We start from the raw sequence: 18850 nt of genomic DNA on the forward strand, positions 1-18850 counted from the left end.
AAATAATTATTATTTTGATTGGGTAGGTATTGTAAATTTTTATGGCAGTTGTTGCAGAATCGCGACTCATATATAGGCGAAAATCTTATGAAATGCTAAAGTAAGCTTCTAGCATTCATACTTGACGTCAGTTCATTTAAAACTCAGTTCAGTTAAGATAATGATGTGCGTTGTCATGGAATGAATGGCACAGCACATGTCATTATTGGCCCCATTATCATCTCAATAAACGGTTATCACATACTATGGATCTCTCACTATTATATTACAGCTTACAATGGCTCGCAGGATTCATCGCATTTGTAACGATCTGGGGTTGGGTGCCACTGGATAATTGGTGGGTACGTGGCGTCGAATTCCCACGCATTCAGATAATGGTACTGGGCATTATTGCTTGGATTGGCATGATCATGTTTTTCTCAGAGTGGCAACTGGGACAATGGTTGTTATTTATAGTGCTTAGTATCACGTTAGCGTTTCAACTCAGAATGGTATTGCCCTATACAAGGTTGTGGAAAAAAGAAGTTCAAAAAGCGAAAAATAAGCCAGAAGGGGAAGCACATCAATTAAAAATCATGGTGTCAAATGTATTAACACCCAATAATGAAACACAAAAATTGGTTGATTTGGTCAAGCATAGACAGCCCGATATTTTAATTACGCTTGAAACTGATAAAAAATGGGAGAAAGCCTTACAGCAAATTGAGTCTGATTATCCATATACAGTGAAGGTTCCGCTGGATAATCTATACGGTATGCACCTGTACTCTAAGCTTGAGCTCATAGATCCTGAAGTGAAGTACCTAATGATTGATGACATACCTTCTATTCATACGCAGTTACGCTTGCAAGGTGGTCGAGTGATTTGGCTATACTGCTTGCATCCTATGCCTCCAAGTCCAACTGAGGCTGATAAATCTACCACGCGTGATGCTGAGCTGTTGATGGTTGGCAAACACATCAAAGAAAATAAGCAAACCGCGATATTGGCTGGTGATCTCAACGATGTGGCATGGTCAAAAACCACGCGCCGCTTTCAGCGTATTTCTGGGCTGCTAGATCCTCGTATTGGTCGACACTTTATCAACACCTTTCATGTCAAATATCCGTTTCTGCGTTGGGCATTGGATCATATTTTCCATAGTGCTTGCTTTACAGTAGTTGATATCAAACGTATGCCGTCTATAGGATCTGATCATTTTCCTGTCATGACGACTTTACAATATGAGCCAGAAGAAACGAGTAAGCAAGAAGGCAATGCGCCTACTGCAGAAGCAGAAGATGTAGCAGAAGCAGATAGCAAGATTGAAGAAGGTAAAAAAGAAGGCAAGAAAATGTCAGATGAACGCAAACAAGCGCAAGGCAGTTTTAGTTGATAAGAAGTGCGACGTATAGGTTAAAGTTTACTCTTATAACGTAAGCATATGCTTACGTCAAATAAGGTCTTTAGCTTCTATTCGTACCAAATTGATTGTCCTATAATACATTCATCAACACAAGGATACGCAAGGATGCAGTGTTGAGACGGTATCAATAAAAGAACAGGTCAGCCCGCTGTCTTATACGTTACTGTTTATGACTTAGGATGAGTCAACATGGAAGAGAGATAATAACAATAACATGAAGCACTGAAGCCCCGAACCAATCGCCCTAGGTTCGGGGCTTTTCTTTGTGCATCCTTTATCGGTTTGTAATATTCTTGCTATAAACAGCTAAATAGATTGGTTTAACCGTCTGTTAAGTTAATTGTACTTAGGCGGTTTGCTATCCATTATTCTAATTAACTGGCAGTCAATTTCTAAATAAAAAAAGGGCATATGCATTGGCATATACCCTTTTTCTGTGCAAGCTAATTAGTATTATTAGCGTTCAGTGTATTAACTTATGACCAAGCAGTTGAACGTAAGTCTTTAACCGAGTACTTGGATGTAAGCACCTGCACGCAATTCTTGCAACCAGTCTTCTTGTGCTTGAGGCGCTAGGCGTTGATACAAAGCTTGGCGTGCCATATTGCGACGATATTGCTCGCTCACATCCTGCTGACGCTTACCGTCAACCTTTAAAATATGCCAGCCGAATTGAGTTTTGAATGGAGCAGAGTAGTCACCAACGGCTGTGTTTTTCATTGTGGCTTCAAATGGAGCCACCATATCTTCTTCACTGACCCAATCAAGATCACCACCGCGTCCAGCCGATCCTGGATCGTCTGAATAGGTTGATGCTAAGGCAGCAAAATCAGCGCCATTACGCAGTTGCTCATACAAATCATTAATTTTCTGTTCAGCCAGTGCATCTGTCTGTAACTCATCGACTTTTACTAAGATATGACGAGTGTGCCACTGCGGAATTAGCATGGTATCACTGGCTTTTTTATCAGCCAGCTTAACGATATCGATACCTTCAGGCGTTAGTAACGGCTCACTAACTGCACCAATATCGAGATTGGTAATTTTGCTTGATAGCTCTGTCGGCAGGGAGGCCGCTTTGTGAAAGCCCATATCGCCACCTTGAATAGGGATAGGATAGCTACCTTGGCTTGCAGCAACAGCTTCAGAGACATTGACATTTGGTTCAAGTAAACGAGTACGCAAATCCTGTGCAACTTTTAGCGCTTCCTCACGTTGAGCTGCTGACAGACGGCTGTAGTCATCTATATAAGGAACGCGTACATGCACAGTTTGGTATTCACTTTGGTTCAAACGTTTTGCTTCAGGCGACGCCAAAAATGCATCAATATCTTGCTCGCTAATGCGTACTCGGCGACTGATTTGACGCTGCTGCAGCTCTTGAATAGCAGCATCTTCGATCAGTTGAGCACGTAATGCGGCATAACTACCAAGACGCGCGGCATCTAAGCGTTGCTGTAATGCTGAGATGCTATTAAGCCCTTGAGATTGAGCAATTTGAGCAAGGCGTTGATTGATCTCGGTCTCATCAGGAGATAGGCCGACACGTTTTACCATTGATAGTTGCAATTCACGCAAGATAAGCGCGTTTAGTACCTCAGACTGTAGTTGTGCTGAGTTTGCAATTGGCTCGCCTGCCGCTTGTGCACGGGCTTGGGTTTGTGTAATGGCATCAACCAATTCGCTCTTCAAGATAGCGTTTTCATTGACCAAAGCCACGATGCCATCAGTACTATTGGCAGGTGTCAAACGATCGACGGTATTTTGTCCAGCCGGATTCGACGTTTGTGCTACTGCAGGTGCCACCGTGGCTGCTTGAGCGCTCAAAGTGAGCGTAAGGCTGACCCCTATAGACAGTAGTACAGCGCGGCTGGTTTGACGTAAAGAAAAAAATCTCATGATGCTCCTCATCAATATCATCGCATCGGATGGTAGTTGGTCAACACGATCCAATACTTTTAATCATTAAATACCCGACAGTGTTGTCCATAATTGGATTGTAGATAGTGCTTTATACATTTTTATATAAATAATATTTTACTTCAAAAAATCTCGTTAGTCTTTCCATGCAGTTTGGACAGGTTCAAAGCCTAATATCTTATCAGAGAGCAATCGTGTTAAGCGGCTACTGCCACTACCAAGCCCATTCAACCGTATCTCTGCCATAACCGCTTGTGTTGGTTCATCTTTGACGTTTAAGTCATTATAGTAACGACGACCATAAACTGCAAAACCAAAGCAGCAATCTTCATAATCAACGCCGATAAGTGAGTCGAGCATCTTATTACTATTATAGTCATATTGACCTTGAGCCAATATCCGCCAGCTATTGTTGATAGGGAAAACAGCAGAGGCGGTAAATGCGGACAATGGCAACTGATCCGTATTTTCATCACGCTGACGCTTGACATAGCCCACATTGAACAAGCTATTGTCTGATGGCTGATAACGTAGCTCAGTCGTGATATAGCTCAAATCATAGTCGTTAGTCAGCGCACCACTCACATCAACCCAAAAATTATTGTAAGGTTGGGTGCTGGTATCCCATACCATGCCTGAGGAAGAAGAGTTGAAAACTCGTTGTTCATCATCAAGCGTGACACGACCATCATCTATATAGAACTGTTCTGCAATGCTACCATCAAAACGTGTCACACCCGTTGCATCGATGTAACGATAATTGACACCAGGCGTAATAGAGTGCAGATCCTGCAAGCGGTCATGGCCTAAAAACCAACTGTCTGAAAATAGCTGCTCATAGTTAATAGACGCAATACGAGTATTGAAGTTAGGAATATCATTTTGGTTTTTGTACGGTGAATACGTGTATTTCACCCGCGGGCTAAGCAGACGATAGCCACCCATGGTGTCATCAAAAGCGCCAAAGGGTGAGCCTGCTTGGTAGAAATTCAGACCTGCATCAATACTGGCTTGTGGCACAAATACGGATTGGCTACCATCTTCTTCACTGATGTTATTGTCTGCCAAGCTGTCTTCATCATAGGAAGTATAAAGGTGCTGTAGGCTTAGCTTCGGTCTAATATAGCCCCAAGACTTCTCCATCGGATAGACGGCACTTATTTTGTTATAAATGCGTGCGCCGCTCTTTTCATCCTCAGAGCCATCATCAATAGACTTCTTAAAATAGGCAGAATCATGTACACCAGTGATGTCAAAGTTCTTCGCCCACGGCAGTCGATAGTTGAGCTTTAGTTGTGGTAGGCGTGAATAGGGTTTGTCTTTATCCTCTAGAGCCTCACCATTATCAGTAAACGCATCTAACGTTTGAAAGGTTTCTACTTTTAACTCACCATCGACGTAATCATTATAATAATTAACTCGAGCACGCCTTGGTAGGTTGATGGTGTTATCTGATAAACCTAAGGTATCAAAATCATCAAGATAGTCTGCATCTGATACATAGCTATATTTGGCATCACCACTTAATCGCGGAATACTTTTCGATGACCAATAATGATCATAAAAAAAGCTTTTACGATCTTCGTCATTATATTCTTTGTCATTAGGCAAGTATGAACCGTTAAAAATGCCTTCTCCATAGTTTTCGGTCAAATAACGAAACTCACCTGAGAGCATAGGATTACGATCAGTATATACATGCGTATTGAGCGTGGCATCGTAGTTGGGCGCTAGGTTGAAGTAATAAGGAACATCAATCTCAACACCGCTCTTACTACTCACGCTCGCACTTGGTAACAAAAATCCGCTACTACGACGACTGTCTATTGGGAAGTTAAAGTAGGGCAGATAAAAGACCGGTACGTCAGCAATGCGAAAAGTCGTATTATAGGCTTCACCGCGCCCTGTATCAGTATTCAAATCGATACTTTTGGCATCAAATTGCCATTTACGGTTGGTGGGTGGACAGGTGCTAAACATCACCTCGTCCAACTCGTACTCACTATCATTGGGCTTATTCAAGCGTTTAGCGTAGCCGTGTGCTTGTAGCCCAACACTAGCAAAAGCCACATCGTTGGCTGTTGATTGTCCAGTTTCAGTATTATAATTTAAGCTGTCTGCAACCCCAATCAAACCATCTTTTTTTGCTCTTTCATTAAAGCTGGCTTGAGCGTTGCTTGGTGCATTGCTACGTTGCAGTGATTGTCCTGTCGCCTGATCGGTAAACATGACTCTACCTTGTGCAGCAGCCACGCCATTGCTTAGATTAATCACAACTTTCTCTGCTTCGATATGCTGGGTGCCCTGATCGACTTTCACATTACCTGATAGCTCAGCATAGTTGATATTATTGTAATAACCGTAGTCTGACTCTGTGAATAAAGGTGCTTGATTGTTGGGAATACTGTCGACATCAGGTACGGGTTGTCCATTTGCACCGCCAGCTTCATTCACAGCACGCTGATAATTAGGGTTGCTCTTTGGATAGACCCATTGACCTTCACAGCGTTGTGCACTATCTATAGCGTTTGGCAATAATCGTAAGTTTTTACCGACTTTTGTAATGGTCTGCGCTGTAGGCGCTAAAGTACTCTGTATGTTATCTGACTCAGCATCTTCTATATTATCCACGTCATTTGAGACAGGAGTCTCTGGTGTAAGCTCATAGAATTCTGCCAAACGCACTAAGCTGTCTTGAATGCTCTCATCACTGATATCTAGCCGACGGTTATCCGCTACGGTATTTTCAGGTGTAGCTATAGCATTAGCGCGTGTGTCGCGGCTTACCTGATCGCTATCTGGCATATTTGATGGTTGTATTGAGGCGGTATCAGAAGACTCATTAATCTCTGTGATATTCAAAACATCATCGGAGGCGCTGTCTTCTAACTTAGCATCGCTTGCGAAACGGGTGTCATCAAAATCAGAGGCAGGAGTCGCTCTTTGAGAATTATCGATCTGTGAGCGCGCGTCTTTATAACGGATATCGTTGTAATCACTGCTTTGAGTCACATTACTGTTATTGGTATCAGGAAGGTAGCTGCTCGTACTACCAGCACTTGATGGCTCAGTTGTCTGTGTGTCAGCATCGTTGATGGCAGCATTAACCGTTAGGCTAGATAAGCCTAAGGCACCAAATAAGATTAAACGAATGCTTTGGTAAAGCGGAGAATATAACAAGGGCACACCTATGATTGCAGAGCCTATTGGATTGCGATACTGAATTGCATAGTCGTATTATTCAACAAGACCAAGTTGTTAATGAACGGCTAAAAAATCACTCATCGATAGCGTCATCTCAAGAATTTGGCTGTTTTACATATAATGACGACTAATCATAGTCAAAAAAAACCAAATCAGCTACACTATTTACCAAAATTTATAATATAGCCAAGCTGTTTTTAAATGAGCTAAAAATTTCAGCTTATCGTTAAATTACTGAATGATATCTTGATATGTCTACTAACGCAGTTGTTGCGGCTTAAGATATGACCATTTTAGCAAGTATTTGCCTGACTTATCACTACTTTAATTATTTATGATTTATATTTAACCTGTGATGCCCATTATGACTGATAAAACCACTATAGAGCCTGACATGACCGATAACAATAACGACAATCGCCAACAACAACTCGAGCATTGGTTGCAGCAAGTATTTGTAGATAAGCCCTTTGATCTAGACAGTTTACCGGGTGACGCGAGTGCGCGCCGCTATCATCGCATTCAACTGCTAGAGGCTGACGGATCAGGAGATACGCGTCATATCGTCATGGATTCTGCTGATGAGCAAGATGCCATGCGGCAGTTCATCAATGTTGCCAAGCTCATGTCGCCTGCAATCAATGTGCCGACGCTCATCGCACAAAATTTAGAAAAAGGTTTTTTGGTGCTACAAGACTTTGGTGCAGTAGAGTTTGCTCATTTGCTGAATGATGCAACACCAGAGCAAATCAATGACTATTATCAGCTCGCCATGCAGACGTTAGTAGCGCTGCAAACGGTACCAGTCGAGACTGCAAAATCTCAGTATCAGCTCCCAGATTACGATACGGCGTTATTAGATCGCGAAATGAATCTGTTTAGTGAGTGGTTTATCCCTTATATCGGCGTAGAGCTGAATGAGGAGGTGTGGGAAAACTTAAAATCGGCACTCATCAATGAAATCCTGCTACAGCCACAAGTCATTGTGCATCGCGACTATCATAGTCGTAACCTCATGCAAGACCAAGCGGACACATCGCGCTTAGGTGTGATTGATTTTCAGGATGCCGTCATCGGCTCTTATGCTTATGATTTAGTATCATTGGTACGCGATGCTTATGTTGAATGGCCAGAGCACCAAGTATCTGCATGGATTAACGACTTTTGGCAGCTACAAAAGCAACAATTGCTAACCACAGCCGATAATGTGGTTCAGCTTGAAAACGACGTTAATGTAATGGGCGTGCAGCGTCATTTAAAAGTACTAGGGATTTTTATTCGATTATCTGAACGCGATGGCAAAGATCGCTATTTGGGTGATATTCCCAAAGTCATGCGTGATTTAATTATTGAATTAAACTGGCTGGCTGAACAAGGTAATGATGCGATCAAGCATGCCGTCCTACCTTTTAATCAATGGCTAAAAGATGCTGTTCTACCTGCATACAAAGGTAAGTTTGCTTCAGCCTAGATGATGCTTAATCAAATTGATAAACTAAATAATAAAAATAGGAGTAAGCATGTCTAGCTCGACGATTACACAAGCCATGATTTTGGCTGCTGGCAAGGGCACACGTCTGCGACCATTGACACTAGATACGCCCAAGCCTTTGGTCGAAGTGGGCGGTCAGCCACTTATTGTCTGGCATATTAAAGCACTACAAGCCGCAGGTATTACCGATATCACGATCAATGCGTCATGGCTGGCAGATAAGCTGATGGATACCTTGGGCGACGGTGCGCAATATGGAGTCAAACTACATTGGTCAGTAGAAGGTGATGAGCCGTTAGAGACGGCAGGTGGTATTTTTCAGGCATTACAGTCAGGCAAGCTGCGAGACGAGCCATTTATTCTCGTCAACTCTGATGTTTGGACGACCTATGATTTTGCTCAGTTGCGAGACTATACATTAGGCGCGGATCAGCGCGCGCACCTGTTGTTGATTGACAATCCAGAGCACAATGATGGTGGTGATTTCGCTATTAATAATGGTCTTGCCAGCGAGCAGCCAGTTGGCGATGCGGACAAGTTTACTTTCGCTGGTATTAGCGTGATGTCTCCTACGTTGGTAGAGGGATTGGTATCAGGACAGCCTGCCGCATTGGCGCCACTACTTAAGCAAGCAATGATCAAATTCCAGATTACTGCTGAAGTGATTACTGATAACTGGATCGACGTCGGTACAGCCGAGCGCTTGGCACAAGTGAATGAATTTATTGAAAAAAACGATATCGATAATCATCAAGGTCGAATAAATTCATAAGATAAGCAAAAATACACTGGTAAACACAAAAAAGCAGCGTTGATCGTTCAACGCTGCTTTTTTACACAGATGATTTCTATATCTTGTTCAATCTTTACCAATAGAAATGAAGAGTGAATACAAGGGCTGGTAAATTGAGCGCGTAGCACATAGGTAACGACACTGTCTGATAACCGTGTTAAACGCCCATTGCCAGCTTAATCAATTGCGCAATCGTAAAGATCGTCAAAAATCCTGCGGCATATAAGCCCAAAAACCAAGCCCATTGTCTTTGCTTTTTACTCAGTCTTTGCTTTTTACTCAAATGTTTTTTACTGAGATTTTTCATAAAGACCTCTTATCTGACAAATTGAGCACAGGTGCCACAAAAATGTGTAGCACCTGCTTATCTCACTACTAGCTGCTTGTCATTTACAATGACTAGTACATATGTTCGTGATCAGTTTTACCCTTGAACACATAGTACGCATAAGCAGTATAACTTAAGATGATAGGTAACATGATTACCGCACCCACCAGCATAAATGATAGCGATGTATCAGTCGCTGCCGCCTCGTAAACCGTCATCTGATACGGCACAATGTATGGGAATATGGCGATACACACACCAATATAACCCAATAAAAAGAGCAATACCGTCAATAAGAAAGGACGATATTCACGCTCAGTGGTCAAGTCTTTACGCATAATAAAGAACACAATCAGCGCAATAATTGGCATCGGCGCCAGATAAGGCAAGCGTCCGAGTGTAAACCAATCTTCTAGCGCATCGATGTCTGAAAAATACATAAAGATGGTCACAACAATCATCGCAGCAACCAACGCCATCAACAGCCAGCCTGAAACCTTACGCGCCCACACTTGCAAATCGTGCTCGGTCTTTAAAATGAGCCACGTTGAGCCAAGCAGTGAGTAGCCGATAATCAAAGCCACCCCGCTGACCATAGAAAATGGGGTCAACCAATCAAATGGGCCGCCAGTATACAAGCGATTGCTCGCCTCAAGACCATGTACTAAAGAGCCGAGCATCACGCCTTGGAAGAAAGCGGCCAGCAATGAGCCAAAGAAAAAGAAGCCGTCCCAAATGTAGCGATGGGTGCTCGATTTAAAGCGAAACTCAAACGCCACGCCACGCAAGATCAGGCCAAACAGCATAAAGATGACCGGCAGATACAAGCCTGTCATGATAATGCCATAAGCGACTGGGAAAGCTGCGAATAGACCGCCGCCACCCAATACCAGCCACGTCTCGTTACCATCCCAGAATGGGGCGATAGAGTTCATCATGCGACTACGGTTTTTGTCTGAGCCTGCAAACGGAAATAAAATACCACAGCCTAAATCAAAGCCATCAAGCAGGACATAAATGAAGACTGCAAGCGCAATCAATCCACCCCAAATTAAGGGTAAGTCTAATACATCACCGAAATTAAACATTAGCGTAACCCTCCATCATCGATGTCATCTGCTGGTGTGTCGATATCTTGCTTGGTCGTGTGACCAGCAGGATCATTATCTCCGCTCAGCGTACGACCTTGACCTTCGGTTACTGAATGCTCGTAGAAATTGTCTTCGGCAGGATCGGTATAAGGTTTTGGCCCTTGACCAATCAAGCGCAAGATATAAAAGCTACCTGCACCAAAAACAAAGGTATAGACGATAATAAAGCCGATCAATGTAGTGGCAACCTGTTGGGCTGCTAAGGGTGACATACTTTCAGCTGTACGGATTACACCATAGACTGTCCATGGCTGACGCCCTGTTTCGGTGACAAACCAACCGGCAAGTAGCGCGATAAAGCCAAGCGGCGTCATCATCATCCATGCACGGTGGAACAGCTTGCTGTCAGGACTGAACTGCTGTTTTTTGAAGTATTTATAGACACTAAATAGACCCACAAGCACCATTAACATACCAATGGCAACCATAATACGGAAGGCCCAAAATACAATAATAACGTGTGGTTGGTCTTCTGTTGCCCAGTTTTTAAGACCCTTCACTTCACCATCTAAAGAGTGAGTGAGAATCAAACCTGTGACATAAGGGATTTTTACTTCGTATTTATTGGTTTGATTTTCTTGATCAGGAATCGCAAAGAGACGTAATGCTGCCCCGCGCTCATCTTCCCAGATACCTTCCATGGCTGCGACTTTGGCAGGCTGATGCTCAAGCGTATTTAGCCCGTGCTCATCACCGATTAATACCTGCGCAGGTGCCACAAAAATCGCCATAATCATCGCCATGCCCAACATCACGCGGCCATGTTTTCGGTGTTCGATGTGCTTTTTGGATTGTAGATAATAAGCACCAATACCACCAACCACAAAAGCAGTCGTCAAGAAAGCAGCGGTCATCATGTGTGCGTAGCGGTAGGGAAATGAGGGATTAAAAATAATCTCAAGCCAGTTGGTTGGATAAAGCAGACCATCAGCACCGACCATGAATCCTTGCGGCGTCTGCATAAAGCTGTTGGCGGCCAAGATCCAAAACCCTGAGATCAACGTACCGATAGCGACGGTTGCAGTGGCGACAAAGTGCATGCGCTTACTAACGCGGCCCCAACCGAAGAGCATGATACCCAAAAAGGAGGCTTCTAAGAAAAATGCAGTCAGTACTTCATAAGCGAGGAGTGGGCCTAAGACGTTACCCGCCTTATCTGAAAAGACTGCCCAGTTGGTCCCAAACTGGTAAGACATTACTACCCCTGAAACCACACCCATACCAAACACCACGGCAAATATTTTTACCCAGTGTTTGTAGACTTCCGCAAAAACAGGATTGCCTGTTCTTAACCAGCGAAACTCAAGTACGGTCAGCCAGCTAGCAAGTCCAATAGAAAAAGCGGGAAAGACAATATGAAAGGAGACAACAAAAGCAAACTGGATACGCGCGAGTGTCAGCGCATCGAGCTGGTCAATCATAAACGTAGCAAACATAAATGGTTACTCTTATCTGTTAGCTTCATAGCGCTGTCTTCCGTACAACGCTCAAGTAACTGTCCGTAACGGTACATAAATCAAGGTGACAATGATTACGGGCAATGGCTCTTAGTGGCGTAAAACTTTAACGACATCAGGCATAAATTGTGGCTAAGGTTACGATTCACTGTTTAGCTGAATTGAATAATTTATGTCCCTATAAACTCATATACTACAGGTATGTGCTATGCATATATTATGCGCTTCCCTAGATAGTGACGCAACCCGTGCGGTTAGACAGCTGCATACCTAGGAGTCAGAAAAACAAACATAAAACACCCTTGAAAATAAAATTAATTTTATGAATAACAATGACTTGGGAATAGCGAGTATTTTTTTATAAAACATCTGTTTTGTTTATTACTTGCTTTCCCATGCATTAAAATGTTCCCCAATAACAAAAACATACATCATTCTTGTAACTGTTTATGCAAAATCCGTCGCAGTGTCAAAATCGTTTGTGGATTGGTTTGAATACTATGACCGCCATTGATAATGGTCTCAGACGCCGCGCCATCTAAGTGCGCACTGGTATAAGGCACAATACCGTCTGATAAACGTTGGGTTAGGGCTTGACTGATATTTTTATCAACAGTGACGGCAGCGACCAGTGGCTCAGGAGGCAGCTCTGATGTGTCATCTGACACGCGGGCACTTGCGCGTTCGTCTTTAGCGTCTTCTTCTAGCGCTTGCGATAAATCAATTTTGGCACCGTCAGGCTGTGCTTGGGCCAGTCCTTTGGTGATATCAGCATCATTATTGGCAATAATCGAATGATAAGTGACACGACTATTGATCGTCAGATCTTTGGTCAGCTCAATAAAAGAAGAGTCATCGCTTAGCTGGCTGGCACCGTTTTGCAAATACAAAGCGCCCAACGGGTTTTGTGCCAGATCGCCTTGCGTGGCAATCGTTGCCAAGTTGTCAGTCACTGTTTTTACCAAACCGACTGGCAGATAGACAATGCGGCGCAGCGCCCGCGTAAACCAGCGGTCTGCATAGTCAGTGCCGCGAAAAGGTGCAGATAAAAAGACAGCGGTGTCTACTTGTGGCAAGGATTGTAGCTCAAACCGTTTTTTTAATTCCTTTTCACCAAACGATTCTTTTAGTGCATCGCGGATTTGCCGTTTTTCACTACTAGAGAGAATGTCTTGATCATCAAGTCTGTCCAAATCATCGACCAAATTATCATCGGACAGCATCATGCGCGCGATAAGGGCACCCATGCTGTGGCTAATGATCACGCTGTTTTTACTGGCGCGATTTTGTCCTGTTGGGTCCGTCTGCTCGTAAGTCGTGTTGATTAATTGCTGAATCTGATAGCGGTTTTCTAAAATAGGCAAATTGGTTGGATAAAATATTTGCCAAACCTGGTAATTGTCGCGCAGTTTGTCATCATTGAGAATATCGTTGGTGAGATTGACCCACGTGGCTGGGCTAGAGGCCAAACCATGTAGCATAATGATGACACGCTTGTCAGGGTCATAAGGTTCGAGCATAAACAGTTTGGGCAGACGAGCATCTGGCTGGCGTGTGATGAGGTTCAAATAACCCACACTATCCAACTGGTTTTCTGCCAGCCACATTCCATAACCTGCTGAGAAATTGGCTGCTAATGGATAGTTATCGTTAAGAATATTGACGGTTTCAGTTTGATATGGATTGTATAGATGGATATCGAGCTGGCGACTGCTCAGCACATCCAGCACGCTATCACCACTTGGTTTGATCAAACCAGTTAGCAGGAGATGACCAGTAGGATAAATGCGTGAGCTTGGCTCGCTATCTTTTGTATTGTCACTCTCATTGGTTAATCGACCCGATAGTGATGATGATAATAATTGGCGAATCGTGATGGTGTAACGATCATCGAGAGAAGCGACTAAGCTGATACCTAAACCGGGACGTTTGCTAACAGAATTCAGCCCAGAGAGACGTAGCTCGTAAGTAGAAACTAAGTCAGCAAGCGCAGAGTCTTGCTTATGAGCATTTTGCAAATAGTTGTTTTCATTGGGCAAATAGATGCCGAGGTCATAATCATCTACTTGTACTTTCATGACCTTGACTTGGTCGGTCGCTTTACCTTTTAGCGGGGCTCGGTTGGCAATCGCTGCTTGATCGCTACTATCGCGCCTAGCAGAAGGGATGGTTAAGTATTCTACTTTTTTGCCATTCATCAATTTATCTGAGTTTTCGGTCGATCGATAAAGCTGCGTGATGACATCATTGCTGGCAGCGTTATAGATATCTTGGGTCTGAATATCGTTGTCAGTTGGGATGCGGGTTTGCGTGTGAGCACTACTATAGCTTTCATCAGCACCCTCAAAATCATGAGTCAGACTGTCATAAAACAAATAGGTATAGCTATATTTAATCGCATCAAACAGTCTGTCCTGATAATTGTTTAAGCAAAGAGTGGTCTCTTCTTGCTGCGTTTTGGCATCGTCGTCGCTCAAAGGCGCATTGGCATAGTATGGGTCAAGTGGTGGACGGGCAAGTGCATTGCGGCAGTTTTGTGAGTCAGCAAGCTGGCGCGCTTTTGCGTAGTGCAGTTCTGCAAAAATTGCCAGTGCAGGTCGATAGTGTTTATTTAAAATACTGTCCGTGAGCTGAGTCAAGCACAAGTCGAATTGCTGCATACAAGCTTGCTCATCAAGACCTGCTGATAGCAAGGCAGATGCCGTATCGCTGCTTAGTTGATTATCAGTGACGATATTACCGCGCTGTGCTGAGATGGTCTTGGCCGATGCTTGTTTTTCTACCGAGACGACACTACAGGCTGGTAGCAGCATTGCCGCTGTCAATAATGCAACTGAGGCGATAGGCAGCATTTTTTTATTGGCTTGCGTTACCGTGTTTTTGCTAGGGCTAGCAGAAGTCATAGGTCAGTCCGGTAAAAAAGTAGTGATGAGAAAACCAGCAATGGAAGTGCTATTGGTTATGGTAGAGTTTAGCGTAACTTTTGATATTAGACTATTTTATTTGAAGGGTTATAACCAAGCGCTATATATCGAATGACTTTTTTAAAGGATGGTTATTGTTTTGAGATACACTTAAATTTTTGGGTAAAAAGGGCATTCATTTAGACAAAGTAGGAAAAGACAGGGTTCTGCGCAAGCAGCTTGCTATTAGGCACAAAAAAGCCAGACATAAAAAAGCGCCTTGGCTTTATATTCATAAAAACAAAGGCGCTAGGTATTCTCAGGCTATCAAACTATTTGTTTATCTTTAGTATAGACAAACAGTACCAATTTAGGCACCTGGTTTGACATTGATATCCGGTGCAGGGATATCCCAAATGTAGAATTTGCCATCTTCAACCAGTTTGATTTGCTGAGGAATAACGGTGTTGTTAGGGTATTTTGCTTCAAGACGACGTAGGCGCTCTAGGGCGTTAGCACGGCGATCACTGAGTAGGTCTGACTGTGCCAAGCTTTGCTCTGCTTCGGTATAACCCAGAGATACGGCTCGGTCTAGATATTTTTGGCCTTCTTTAAACCCGCCACCTTCTGATAGCATCATGCCATATAAGAAGTTGGCTTCACCGCTATCTGGCTGGATTTTGAGCGCACGATCAACATACTGGCCGCCGCGTACCGTGTAGTCTGAGCCCAAGTCTAGATTACGACCCATACCATTTAGCTTGGCTGCGCGCATCAATACATCATAAGACGCATTTGGTGATTTGGCGTAAGGCTCAATCCAATCGGCCAATACTTTGATTTTTTCGCGAGTGTAATGGCGCTGAGTGCGGTTAGGGAAGTTTGGTGGATAGTGACGAGCATTCGGTGAGACGTCTGCGATAAAATCATCAAGCAAGCTGACGTCAAGCTTATCAGTACCTAGGCCTTTTTGTTGTGGAATCAAGACGGTTTTGATAAAGCTCACATCTGAGAGCTGTACTTGTGGCGTTGGAATATTTGAGAGCTGACCACTGCGCAGATCAATACCAGTCGCGGTCATCGGACCTGGCTCATAGATGCGAGTAGTACCGCTCATCACAGGGGCGTTAGCTGGATTCATCATTTGCGATGCTGGTGGCTGAGCGGGGCTGATAGGTACACGATTTGGTTGAGCATTGCTTGATTGCATCATCTGTGCTGCCTGTGCCGTGCTCAAAGGGGTACGGTTAGACTGAGTGTTGCTTGACGGCATCATTGGCTGAGTATTAACTGACTGAGCGCTATTAGCAGGCGTAGCATCTGTTGTGCTTTGAGCTGTGCTGGTCGTTGCACCTGGCCTTGCTAGACGAATCACGCGTTTACTGGAATCTACAGCGCTCGGTACAGCAGGTGCTGATGTAGCAGCAGTGTCAGCTTCTGCAGCATTCACAGGCGCAGAAAGCATCATTGCACAGGCGGCCGCGAGCGCAGTCAAGGTTGCAAGCTTTGGCGACTTGGAAGACGCGCTATTAGAGAGAGTTGCTTTCATAAAAATCATTACCTTATTTAGTCGTTATTTATTTATTAATCGGTTGATAGTCAGGATATATGTTTGCTGCAAAATCGTACAAATTTTTAATACCCTAGCAAATTAAGCTTTGCGCTATCTGTGGTAGGATTGTTACTCGCTTGGGCTGAGCAAATCGAGTATTGCTCGTCATCTCAGACATCAAATTGCTATTTGCCTTTATAAATGATAAGCGGTCGCCTTCATACGGTTGGCCATCCAGCGCATTGTCTGACGTACAGGTGGTGACAACGCAGCGCCGCCACTTGCCAGTGCTAGCTCGCGATGATGTTGCTCTTCGATATCCATTTGTGCCAGTATTTCTCTTGAGCGTTGATCATGTTCGGGTAGTTGATTGATATGATCTTGCAGGTGCTCGCTAACTTGTGCTTCTGTCTCCGCGACAAACCCCAAACTAAACTCATTTGAGATGGCGCCTGCGACTGCACCTAGGCCAAAAGACATCCCATACCAAAGCGGGGTAAACACACTCGCATGGCTACCCAGCTCATTTAAGCGCGTCTCGCACCAGACCAGATGATCGACTTCTTCTTCAGCAGAGTTCTGCATAGCTTGCTTGACGCCACTGTCTTTGGCAGCAAATGCTTGTCCATGGTAGAGACCTTGCGCGCACACTTCACCGGTATGATTGATACGCATCAGCCCTGCGACATGGCGTGCCTCTGTGATGGTCAGTTCAGGAATCTCGTCACTACTCACTGGCAATGGGCGCGTACTGGGGTTTGAGTTTGGCACGACAGCTCGTAATGCTTTGTCGACCCCAAGCAATAGCTGATCGATTTTGGATAAAGGACGCAGGGCCATGGTTCACTCCTGATGGCGTTAAATTCTATCAATAAAATAAGACTAGTGACTGCTCTAGGGCAATAATCCTGTGCACAGCTCTTATATACATTACTATAGCAAACAATCCAAATTATCGGCATCAATATTATTGCCTTGATAACCTATCGATTGCTATCGTTATTTAAGCTCAATATGGCTTATTTATATAACCACATCATCATTGGTTTGGATAACCGCCTGTTTGATATGCCTATTTAGCTTAAGGTATAAGAAGATACCAAAAACAATATTGAGCACACCTGTTACCAAAAATAGCTGCGGTAGACTTAGCCCTAATGCATTTAAGATGACAATCGCAAAAATCGCTGATGTGACCATAAATATCGCATTGAATATATTGTTGGCACCCACGATACGCGCGCGATGGCTCTTTGGCGCATAGGCCTGCATTGAGGCATATAAAGGCACAATATATAAACCGCCACTGAATCCCAATAAGAACAAATCAGCAAAAACGCGCCAGCTACCGCTCGTACCAAATAAATCACTGATACCAAGCAATGTGTCATTATTCACATTTATGTTTAGGCTTGAAAGTGAAAAGTACAAATCAATAGCAAAGATACTCAATCCAGCAATACCAAAAGGCAATAGGCGCAGGCTGACTTGGTTTTTGGTCAATGATTTGCATAGGAGCGAACCTATCGATACCCCTACTGAAAATAGCGTCAATAGAAAAATCACCACCGACTCATCACCGTGCAAAATGACTTTGCTGAACTCTGGCACTTGAGTCAAAAACGTCGCCCCATAAAACCAAAACCAGCTGTTGCCAAGAATGACAAAAAACAAGAATGGCAGAGAGTAGAGATAGCGTACCGTAGACAAGCTGATGGTGATAATATTCCAGTTAATCTTAAGATCAGGCTGCATGGCTGGCATGTTAGGGATATAGCGCGCTGCCAGATAACCCAGCACAGCAACGACCAATACGGTAGCGCTAATCCAATATAAGGAGTGTGACAGCTGAGTTAAGATACCAGCGACAATCATACCAACAAGAATGGCTAGAGAAGTGCCCATTTGAAACAGACCGTTGGCACCGACCAGCTCATCTTCTTTCATCGCCTGTGGTAGATAAGCGTACTTAATCGGTCCAAAAAAGGTCGAATGCGTGCCCATCAAAAACAACGCGACAAATAAAAGGGTGTACCATTCAAAAACAAAACCAACCGCAGCGATTGCCATGATGACTAGCTCAAGTACTTTGATAAACTGCGTGAGCTTGGATTTTTCATACTTATCAGCGATTTGTCCTGCCAATGCCGAAAACAAAAAGTAGGGCAGTATGAATAACATCGCGGCCAAATTATTTAAAATACTGACTTCCACACCCAATTGACTGGCAGCGGTATAAGTCAGAACCAGTATAAGTGCTTGTTTAAAGATATTGTCATTAAACGCACCCAAAAACTGAGTGAAAAACATGGCGCTAAAACGGCGGCGCTTAAATAGCTGAAACTGATTGGACATGAATGTTCCTACAGATGAGAAGCGGCTGATAAAGTAAGAAGAGGCGCTGAACGCAGCTTATAATGCGATAGCAATTATCAATATTATCAAAAACTTATCGAAATACAGCATAGGTTTTATCAATATTAAGCCGTATAATAGCAAGGCTTAGGTAAAAATACATGAAACCTGCGCTATGATTTCATAATTAACTAAGTTATGATTTGTAAATTTTATATGGTTGCATTAAAAGGTGCGAGCGACGGTAAAGGTGAAGGCTTGCTATCAATCAAGACTGTTTGTATGGTGT

12 protein-coding genes are annotated in these 18850 nt (G+C 43.6%); 3 read left to right on the forward strand and 9 right to left on the reverse strand.

The genetic code is table 11. The features are described 5' to 3' along the window. The first annotated feature begins 245 nt into the window (after positions 1-245). Positions 246-1376: an endonuclease/exonuclease/phosphatase family protein gene (locus HL061_RS12580; RefSeq protein ID WP_093068853.1), complete on the forward strand. Its 1131-nt coding sequence runs from the start codon at positions 246-248 to the stop codon at positions 1374-1376. 534 nt (positions 1377-1910) lie between these two features. On the opposite strand, the gene HL061_RS12585 is transcribed toward HL061_RS12580, so the two are convergent. Together HL061_RS12585 and lptD are read right to left on the reverse strand one after the other, a co-directional pair. After that, a complete protein-coding gene (locus HL061_RS12585; protein ID WP_212563723.1) occupies positions 1911-3305 on the reverse strand; it encodes a peptidylprolyl isomerase in 1395 nt (464 codons plus the stop codon). A 156-nt stretch (positions 3306-3461) separates the two neighbouring features. Continuing rightward, complete coding sequence (gene lptD, locus HL061_RS12590; protein WP_252962903.1) at positions 3462-6506, reverse strand: LPS assembly protein LptD; 3045 nt, start codon at positions 6504-6506, stop codon at positions 3462-3464. 388 nt (positions 6507-6894) lie between these two features. On the opposite strand from lptD, the gene HL061_RS12595 reads away from it, so the two are divergent. Both HL061_RS12595 and murU read left to right on the forward strand, forming a co-directional pair. Continuing rightward, positions 6895-8001, forward strand: coding sequence for a phosphotransferase (locus HL061_RS12595; protein ID WP_143506509.1), 1107 nt, complete (start codon positions 6895-6897; stop codon positions 7999-8001). A gap of 49 nt (positions 8002-8050) precedes the next feature. Beyond that, positions 8051-8794 carry an N-acetylmuramate alpha-1-phosphate uridylyltransferase MurU gene (gene murU, locus HL061_RS12600; RefSeq protein WP_093068865.1) on the forward strand — a complete coding sequence of 248 codons (744 nt, stop codon included), beginning with the start codon at positions 8051-8053 and terminating at the stop codon, positions 8792-8794. Between the two features lie 178 nt (positions 8795-8972). Here murU and HL061_RS12605 read toward each other — a convergent pair whose 3' ends face one another. The 7 genes from HL061_RS12605 to HL061_RS12635 form a co-directional block, all read right to left on the reverse strand. Then, positions 8973-9122, reverse strand: a complete 150-nt coding sequence (locus tag HL061_RS12605) for a hypothetical protein (protein ID WP_156770998.1) — start codon at positions 9120-9122, stop codon at positions 8973-8975. A gap of 92 nt (positions 9123-9214) precedes the next feature. Then, positions 9215-10231: a cytochrome d ubiquinol oxidase subunit II gene (cydB, locus tag HL061_RS12610; protein ID WP_071003483.1), complete on the reverse strand. Its 1017-nt coding sequence runs from the start codon at positions 10229-10231 to the stop codon at positions 9215-9217. Then, entirely contained in the window at positions 10231-11715 is a 1485-nt protein-coding gene (locus HL061_RS12615) for a cytochrome ubiquinol oxidase subunit I (protein WP_197496798.1), read from the reverse strand. Before HL061_RS12615 ends, cydB begins: the two co-directional genes overlap by 1 nt. 467 nt (positions 11716-12182) lie before the next feature. Beyond that, positions 12183-14654 (reverse strand): alpha/beta hydrolase, encoded by a 2472-nt coding sequence (locus tag HL061_RS12620; protein ID WP_071003487.1) that lies wholly within the window; start codon positions 14652-14654, stop codon positions 12183-12185. Positions 14655-15024: 370 nt separating this feature from the next. Then, positions 15025-16203 (reverse strand): hypothetical protein, encoded by a 1179-nt coding sequence (locus HL061_RS12625; protein WP_071003489.1) that lies wholly within the window; start codon positions 16201-16203, stop codon positions 15025-15027. Positions 16204-16401: 198 nt separating this feature from the next. Further along, positions 16402-17040, reverse strand: a complete 639-nt coding sequence (gene coq7 / locus HL061_RS12630) for a 2-polyprenyl-3-methyl-6-methoxy-1,4-benzoquinone monooxygenase (RefSeq protein WP_197496799.1) — start codon at positions 17038-17040, stop codon at positions 16402-16404. A 189-nt stretch (positions 17041-17229) separates the two neighbouring features. Continuing rightward, the gene (locus HL061_RS12635; protein ID WP_071003492.1) at positions 17230-18561 is read right to left on the reverse strand and encodes an MFS transporter; all 1332 of its coding nucleotides are present in this window, start codon (positions 18559-18561) and stop codon (positions 17230-17232) included. Positions 18562-18850 lie beyond the last annotated feature (289 nt).

Origin of the sequence: Psychrobacter sp. PSP (assembly GCF_024085615.1) — a bacterium.
In the GTDB taxonomy this organism is placed as follows: domain Bacteria; phylum Pseudomonadota; class Gammaproteobacteria; order Pseudomonadales; family Moraxellaceae; genus Psychrobacter; species Psychrobacter pacificensis.

What these genes read in the sequence shown, in the direction of transcription:
- HL061_RS12585 (WP_212563723.1), bottom strand. Translation starts at nt 3,305, where the DNA reads ATGAGATTTTTTTCTTTACGTCAAACCAGCCGCGCTGTACTACTGTCT.
- HL061_RS12605 (WP_156770998.1), bottom strand. Translation starts at nt 9,122, where the DNA reads ATGAAAAATCTCAGTAAAAAACATTTGAGTAAAAAGCAAAGACTGAGT.
- HL061_RS12615 (WP_197496798.1), bottom strand. Translation starts at nt 11,715, where the DNA reads ATGATTGACCAGCTCGATGCGCTGACACTCGCGCGTATCCAGTTTGCT.
- HL061_RS12580 (WP_093068853.1), top strand. Translation starts at nt 246, where the DNA reads ATGGATCTCTCACTATTATATTACAGCTTACAATGGCTCGCAGGATTC.
- HL061_RS12625 (WP_071003489.1), bottom strand. Translation starts at nt 16,203, where the DNA reads ATGAAAGCAACTCTCTCTAATAGCGCGTCTTCCAAGTCGCCAAAGCTT.
- HL061_RS12620 (WP_071003487.1), bottom strand. Translation starts at nt 14,654, where the DNA reads ATGACTTCTGCTAGCCCTAGCAAAAACACGGTAACGCAAGCCAATAAA.
- murU (WP_093068865.1), top strand. Translation starts at nt 8,051, where the DNA reads ATGTCTAGCTCGACGATTACACAAGCCATGATTTTGGCTGCTGGCAAG.
- HL061_RS12595 (WP_143506509.1), top strand. Translation starts at nt 6,895, where the DNA reads ATGACTGATAAAACCACTATAGAGCCTGACATGACCGATAACAATAAC.
- cydB (WP_071003483.1), bottom strand. Translation starts at nt 10,231, where the DNA reads ATGTTTAATTTCGGTGATGTATTAGACTTACCCTTAATTTGGGGTGGA.
- HL061_RS12635 (WP_071003492.1), bottom strand. Translation starts at nt 18,561, where the DNA reads ATGTCCAATCAGTTTCAGCTATTTAAGCGCCGCCGTTTTAGCGCCATG.